Source organism: Dietzia timorensis, from assembly GCF_020742175.1.
GTDB classification, from domain to species: domain Bacteria; phylum Actinomycetota; class Actinomycetes; order Mycobacteriales; family Mycobacteriaceae; genus Dietzia; species Dietzia timorensis_A.
Window position 1 is genome coordinate 1 of sequence record NZ_DYXM01000233.1, and the last position, 5,949, is coordinate 5,949.

Sequence of the window (5,949 nt, forward strand, 5' to 3'; positions counted from 1 at the left end):
GTACGCCTTCGACACGATCGTGAAATCGAGCTTGTTCGCCAACCCATTGGGAAAGACGTCGGGCACGTCGAAAAGGTGGGGCGCGTCAAAGGCGAGCGGGTCTTTCGCCTTCTCGGGGGCGAACTCCTTGAGCTGCTCCAGCGTCGCGAGAGAGCCACGGGCGAGCCCCGCACGCCCGAGATGAGGCTCGTCGATAATCGAATCGAACCATGCAGAGGTATAGGTGTATGTCGATTCCGAACCGTCGGTATGCAGCTCGATCGTCTCGTCGAGATTCGCCGTGCGGTCGGTGTCCGCGAGGAAGTACGCGGTCTCGGTGTGGGTCATCTGCAGGTGGACCTCGAGGATGATCCCGGTCAGCCCGATGCCGCCGATCGTCGCCCAAAAAATCGACCCGTCCGGGTCGTCGAGCGACCCCTCCGGTCGCAGCGTCAGCACACTACCGTCGGCGACGAGCAGATCCAGCTGGACGACGTGGTTGCCGAACGATCCCGCCGAATGGTGGTTCTTGCCGTGGATATCGCAGCCGATCGCACCGCCGACGGTGACCTCTCTGGTCCCCGGCAACACGGGAACCCAAAGACCATGGGGCAGAGCTGCGCGCATGAGTTGGTCGAGGCTCACCCCTGGCTGCATGACGGCGATGCCCGATTCCGCATCGATGGAGTGAATGCGATCGAGCCCGGAAAGGTCGATAACCAGTCCACCGGAGTTTTGCGCGTTGTCCCCGTACGAGCGTCCGAGCCCGCGAGCAACGACCCCACGCTTGAGGAAGTCCGGCGACGAGGCGTTGTGCTCGGCAACCGCGACGACCGCGTCGATAACCTCCTGCGGATCGCGTGGAGTGATGGTGTGGCACACCGTCGAACCGCGCCTACCGAAGCCCCAGAGTCGTCGAACGTCAGGCGTGATCGATGCGTATGTCACTCGTGCTCCTCGGGGTTGACTTCCGGCAGAAACGAAGACGCTACCGAGGGATCCTGAACGTAGCGCCTCCCGAAATCTGTGCATTGCGCAAGAGTGTGAACCGTGCCTGCTCGACGCTGAATTATCGCCCGGATAGCCACTGCGCGGTGAGGCGATCCGCGACGTCGCGCAGTTCGTTTTCGCGCTCTGTGTCGTAGGACTCGGCCGAGGACCACACTTCGCGGTCGCGGCTCACGTACGAGCCGCTTGGGGCTCTCGTGTCACCCGTGACGACGTCCGCGAGCCACTGTCCCGCGTCGCGCTGGGTGCTCGCGATCGGAGTCACCGTCAGCGCCGGGAGGACATACTTCATGGACAGCCGCATGGGCAGCGGCGCATCGCGCATCAGGCCCGTGCCGGGCACCAACCCCGGGTTGAAGCCGATCACCGCTGGTCCGGCGTGCGAACCGGCGCCGTCCGTGCCGAACTCTCGGGCATAAGAATGCACCATGTAGATCGCCGCGAGCTTGCTCGTCGAATAGGCGGTGCGACCGGCGGCGGTGGTCGTCGGTGCGCGAAAGGCGCCGGGCCGGGCGAGTTTCTCGGGCGAACGCCATTGCGGGCCGGGCATCACGCCGAGATTGTGTTGGAGGTCGCCGAAGTGGGTGTCGGACACCGTGATCACGATGCGGTTGGACGGTTCCACGAGCGGGCCCAGATAGCGCACCAGCACGTGATTGGCGAGCACGTTGACGGCGAAAGTCCCCTCGAACCCATCGGTCGTACGGCTCATCGCGCTGGGTAGCTGCGCGCCCGCGTTGAGCACCAGATGCCCGAGCGGCGGGAGCTGTCCCGACCGGATGCGCTCGGAGACATCGCGCGCCGCCTCGGCGACGGAGGACAGCGACCGTAGGTCGACTGGGACGAACTCGGCTCGTACGCCGTCATCCAGCAGGGTTGTGACGGCGGCGGCGCCGCTCTCGGGGCGGGCGAGAAGTACGAAGGTCGCGTCCCGGTGGCGGTGGGCCAGTTCGCGTACGGCGACGAGGCCGATGCCGCGCGTCGCTCCGGTGATGACGATGGTGCGCGGCATGGGGCTCCTCGGTGTCGCTACTCGGATTCGGCGGGTGATGCGCCGGTGAAGGAGGCGAGGATGTCCGGCAGTTCCTCGTGGACCGGCGTTCCGCCCGCCTGGCGGATCGTGTTCGCTGCGACGGCGGCCTCTGCTGCGGCGGCGATCATGTGGCACCCGGCGACGTCGGTTCCACCGCACGAGGCGTGCATGCGGGCGCCGAGCTGGGAGTCGAGCGCGCGGCGCAAACCCTCCGGGATCGGCACGTCGTGGTCGTGTGCGATGCGGAGCAGATCGTAGCCGAGGTCGTGGGTGCGGCACGCGTTGTCGAAGCTCGCGGGCAGTTCGACAGGGGACGAGCAGTCCCCGTCCGGGCGCATGGCGACGCCGTCGGCGACGCCGGGCTCGTAGCCGAGCGCGACTATCGTTTCGGGCGCGAAGTAGTCGGTCCCCGGCGTGCCGGCGGCTAGTTCGCCGGCCGCGCGCAGGGCCTCCGACGTCTCCGCGGGCGGCGGCGCGATCTCGGCTCCGGCGCTGCCGATTCCGGCGGGGTTGAAGGCGATCGCGGCGATGCTCAGCGCGACGGCGACCTTACGCCTCGGTGATCGGGGCTTCGTCGTCGTGGATTTTCTGGGCATAGGGGTAGTTGTGCGGCCCGGCATCGCTGCGGAACGTCCGCGGACGCGTGGCCAACCTTTCGTGATCAACCCGGTCAGCGTACTCGATTTCCTGCTGTCGACGCAGCGAACGCTGTGCCACCGGGCGCGTCTCGGCCATCGGCCGGGCCTTCCGGCGTGCAGTGCTCGGGCGGCAGCAGTGGCACGTAGGAGTGCGCTGTTCCAGGGGTTTTCGACTCCGAACCGGGCAACCGGGACAACACACCCACGGCCTCCGCGGGATCTGCAAGGAGGTGCCACGATAGCTTCGTCACAGGATCGTCGCCGTTGACGGCGGAGATGGCGCAATCGCCCAGCGAAGCTGCGTTCGAGGCGCGCGAGAATTCCTCCCCGGGCCGTCCCTGCCACAGCACCGCCGAGACGAACGGCAGTAGGGCGCGGTCGGCGAGCGCGGCCTCGCCGGCCTGGGCGCCAAGGCTCTGTCCGTGCACGATCAGGCGAGGCCTTTCCCCGGGTTCCATCGTGCGCAGCCGCTCGGCGACCGCGGAGAGCAGCGCGTGGGCGGAGTCCTCGGCGACCTCCGGACGCAGCGCAAACACCGCGCCGGAAGGCGCCCGGGAGTAGCGCATCGAGATCGTCGCGAGGTCGCCTCCGGCGTGGCGCTCGAGCGCGTCGACCTCCTTCGGGTCGACCCATCCCGAGCCCGTGGGCAGTGCGACGACGAGCGTGCTGCGGGCGAATCCGCCTTTCGCGTCGAGCGCGTCGACTGCCTGAGCGGCGGATTCGTCTGGCGCCAGCTCCGGGGTATCGCTGTAGACGCGGACGGCACCGCTGGGGGAGGGCTCGGTGAGCACGATCTCGGGATCTCCGGTGAGCGGGCCGGAATTGAACGTCCACCACGCCGCGGACGACAGCGCGCCGATGAGCACGTAGGCGGCGAAAGCGATGGCCGCGGCAGCAAGCAGCCACGAAGACACGCGCCGCGCGAGGCGCCGGGGCGGGCTCGCCACCGGAAGGCGTAGAGGGGCGAGGCGCAGCGGGCGCGTGGGCAGCGGATGGGCTACCACGGGAGTGACTCGCGGACCGGGGCGCCATTTCCCTGACGCATCGTGTTGATCTGGACCGCCTTATAGGCGATGGATGCCATCGCGTGGCAGCCCGCGTTGTCGGCCCGTGCCCGCAGCGAGAAGCGGTGCCCGCCGGGCTCGCGTTCCCCGTGCTCGTCGCACGAGGCGTGGATTCCGCGGGAGAACTGCGCGTCGAGTTCGCGGCGCAGGGCCTCGGGGAGCGGATCTCCGTTGCGGTGGGCGAGACGGAGGAGGTCGTAGCCGAGATCGTGCGTGCGGCACGCGGGTTCGAACGATTCCGGGAGCGAGATGGGGGAGGAGCAGTCGCCGTCGGCCTTCGAGGCGATGCGGCCCTCCAGCGCCGGTGAGTACCCGAGCCCGGCGACGACGCTCGGCGGGAAATACTCGGTGCCTCCGACGTCATGGGCGAGGAGTGACGCGGTGCGCACCGCTTCCGAGTGCGGCGCCGCGGTGGTGTTGGTGGAGAGTTGCCCGGCGTGGGCGCTGGGTTCGAGGGCCACGGCGCCGAGCGCGAGCAGGCCGGCGCACAGAGCGGCGAGGGCCAGGCGGCGAAAGCGGCGCATGCGGGATTCGGTGCGCAGATAGGGGCGGGGTTGGGCTGCGGGGAACGACTGGGGCGTGAGCATGCCGATCAAGCTATGGGCGCGGCATCGACGGCCGAATCCCCTGCGCAGGGGAACTTTCCCTCACTCCCGCGGGGTACTCCGGGCGGGGTAGGGGCATATCACTCTGCAGGGGGATTACGCGGCGGTGCCGGGCCGATAGCGTTCTCGGTATGAAAACACGCGAGAAGGTAGCGAACTCGATCGAGCGGTCCGGGGTGCGAACCCGGGTCGCCGAGTCACTTCGGGGACGCTGGGCTGACGTGTTCTTCGTCTTCGTGGCACTGGTGTTCTTTGCCATCACGTGGCCGACGATTAATCAGACCCACAACGTGATCACCGTGCTGCTGCCGTTCCTCTCGGCACTCGCGGTGTGGCCGGTGGCCGTCGTCCGTTATTACCCGATGGCCGCGTGGGCCTGCGTGTTCGTGTCCTGCATCGTCATCGTGCCGACGCATGACAACCCGGAATTCGCGCTCGGCTGGCCGGTCACCTATCACCTCGCGCTCGCGATATGCCTCGCCGCAGTCGTGTTGACGGTGAAGTGGGCGTACGTCGGATGGGCTGTACTCGCGACCGCGCTTCTCCAGCTGCTGAATCCCGGTTCCGAGATCAAACTCGGCTGGTTCCTCGGCTCCTTGATGTTCTCCGTGCTGTTCATCCTGATCCGCCAGCTGGTGCTCTCGCGGCGTCAGCTGGCGACGTCCACCGTGCAGCTCGCTCGCGAGTCGGCGCGCTCTTCGGAGCAGGCGGACCTGCGCATCCTTGCTGAGGAACGCAATAAGCTCGCCCGCGATCTGCACGATGTGGTCGCTCACCAGATGTCGATGATCGTGGTCCAGTCGCAGTCGGCGCCGTACCGGCTGCAGGGGGTCACGCCGGCGATCCACGCCGAGTTCGACACACTCGCCGAGACCGCACGCGGCGCGCTCGACGAGGTGCGCGGGCTACTCGGGGTGCTGCGCTCGGATGCCGAATCGCCGGAGGTCACCCCAGTGGGCGCGGACCAGATCCTGCCGACGCTGCACGCCGCGCGACGCTCGGGGGTCGATGTCACCTGGACGGTGTCCGGGGAGATCTCGGATATCGACGAGACCGCGGGCGTCGCGCTGCAGCGGGTGCTGCAGGAGTCGCTGTCGAACGCGTCGCGGCACGCGCCCGGCGGCGCGGTGGTGGTGAACCTCGAGATCGGCGCCGACCAGACAGGTGGCTTCGGGGACGGTGCCAAGGTCGCGTCGATCGAGATCGACAACGGGCCCGCCGCCCCGGACGCGCTTATCGCGCCGGGCACCAGCGGTGGCTCGGGCATCCAGGGCATGTCCGCGCGGGTGCGTGCAGTGGGCGGCGCTTTCACCGCGCTGCCCGCCTCCGACGGCGGGTTCACCGTCACCGCGACCGTGCCGCTGCGCTCGCGCGCCCGCTAGCGCAGTCCGGCGCGACTAGGGTGAACTCATGACAATCTCGGTGATGATCGCCGACGACCAGGTGATGGTTCGGCAGGGCTTCGCCGCGCTCCTCGGCGCCCAGCCGGACATCGTCGTAGCCGGGGACGCGTCCAACGGCGTCGAGGCCGTGGCCGCCGCGCGATCGCTTCAGCCCGACGTCATATTCATGGATGTGCGCATGCCCGAGATGGACGGGCTCGAGGCGGCGCGGACGATTCT

At 68.5% G+C, this 5,949-nt stretch carries 7 protein-coding genes; 2 read left to right on the forward strand and 5 right to left on the reverse strand.

Going from position 1 to position 5,949, the window contains the following annotated elements; all coding sequences use genetic code 11:
- The 5 genes from K8V11_RS12245 to K8V11_RS12265 form a co-directional block, all read right to left on the reverse strand.
- The coding region (locus K8V11_RS12245; protein WP_303914710.1) for an FAD-binding oxidoreductase at positions 1 to 861 on the reverse strand (861 nt) is incomplete at its 3' end.
- A gap of 187 nt (positions 862 to 1,048) precedes the next feature.
- Entirely contained in the window at positions 1,049 to 1,999 is a 951-nt protein-coding gene (locus K8V11_RS12250) for an SDR family NAD(P)-dependent oxidoreductase (RefSeq protein ID WP_303914692.1), read from the reverse strand.
- A gap of 17 nt (positions 2,000 to 2,016) precedes the next feature.
- Entirely contained in the window at positions 2,017 to 2,616 is a 600-nt protein-coding gene (locus K8V11_RS12255; protein WP_303914695.1) for a hypothetical protein, read from the reverse strand.
- A 74-nt stretch (positions 2,617 to 2,690) separates the two neighbouring features.
- The gene (locus tag K8V11_RS12260) at positions 2,691 to 3,662 is read right to left on the reverse strand and encodes an alpha/beta-hydrolase family protein (RefSeq protein WP_303914698.1); all 972 of its coding nucleotides are present in this window, start codon (positions 3,660 to 3,662) and stop codon (positions 2,691 to 2,693) included.
- Positions 3,656 to 4,309: a hypothetical protein gene (locus tag K8V11_RS12265; RefSeq protein ID WP_303914701.1), complete on the reverse strand. Its 654-nt coding sequence runs from the start codon at positions 4,307 to 4,309 to the stop codon at positions 3,656 to 3,658. The genes K8V11_RS12260 and K8V11_RS12265 overlap by 7 nt, the downstream gene beginning before the upstream one ends.
- Positions 4,310 to 4,458: 149 nt before the next feature.
- On the opposite strand from K8V11_RS12265, the gene K8V11_RS12270 reads away from it, so the two are divergent.
- Positions 4,459 to 5,709 carry a sensor histidine kinase gene (locus K8V11_RS12270; RefSeq protein ID WP_303914704.1) on the forward strand — a complete coding sequence of 417 codons (1,251 nt, stop codon included), beginning with the start codon at positions 4,459 to 4,461 and terminating at the stop codon, positions 5,707 to 5,709.
- Between the two features lie 28 nt (positions 5,710 to 5,737).
- On the forward strand, positions 5,738 to 5,949 hold a 212-nt coding region (locus K8V11_RS12275), incomplete at its 3' end, for a response regulator transcription factor (protein ID WP_303914707.1).

Coding starts and splice junctions, on each gene's coding strand:
- K8V11_RS12250 (WP_303914692.1), bottom strand. CDS start 1,999: ATGCCGCGCACCATCGTCATCACCGGAGCGACGCGCGGCATCGGCCTC.
- K8V11_RS12255 (WP_303914695.1), bottom strand. CDS start 2,616: ATGCCCAGAAAATCCACGACGACGAAGCCCCGATCACCGAGGCGTAAG.
- K8V11_RS12270 (WP_303914704.1), top strand. CDS start 4,459: ATGAAAACACGCGAGAAGGTAGCGAACTCGATCGAGCGGTCCGGGGTG.
- K8V11_RS12265 (WP_303914701.1), bottom strand. CDS start 4,309: ATGCTCACGCCCCAGTCGTTCCCCGCAGCCCAACCCCGCCCCTATCTG.